Raw genomic sequence first — 554 nt, forward strand, 5'->3', positions numbered from 1 at the left:
ACCCATATTTATGAACTGCTGGAGTAATAATATCAACTTGTGTAAATAGTTCAAAGAAGACATTTACATATTTCTCAACTTCACCATAGATATCAGCACTTGCTAACATCCTTGCATTTTCTATCAAGTTTAGATTAGTATTATCCAATTCATAAATACTTCTTTCCATACTATCAGCAGAAGTAAAATCAGTTGCTGTATTTCCATATGGAGATGTTGAAATACTTCTTTTACTATCAGATTTAAGATTAGACCTTAAACCTCTATTTTTGACATCAATCAAATCACTTAATTTATCTTCAATGATTTGTGATAATCTAACAAAAAACATAGGAGTATATGTAATATAAATATTTTTAAAGTAACCAAGGAATTCTTCTTGTTCAAATAATGAAATCCTTTTTCCATATTGATTTTTAAGAATAAAGTAAATATACTCTTGTGAATATCATTTTGTTATAACCAAATTATCAATCTTTTCAACTAATCACTTTGGTCAATCATTACCATTTGTACTCATCTCTTTCTTTAAATCATCAACAACATATTTTTTA

The 554-nt window shown here is 26.2% G+C and carries 1 protein-coding gene; it reads right to left on the reverse strand.

Annotated features, from left to right (window positions below; translation table 11 throughout):
• Positions 1 to 331: hypothetical protein (locus tag N1032_RS27220; protein WP_259543823.1), on the reverse strand; the 331-nt coding region annotated here is incomplete at its 3' end.
• Positions 332 to 554: the final 223 nt, after the last annotated feature.

It is taken from the genome of Herbiconiux daphne, assembly GCF_024979295.1.
Lineage (GTDB): Bacteria > Actinomycetota > Actinomycetes > Actinomycetales > Microbacteriaceae > Herbiconiux > Herbiconiux daphnes.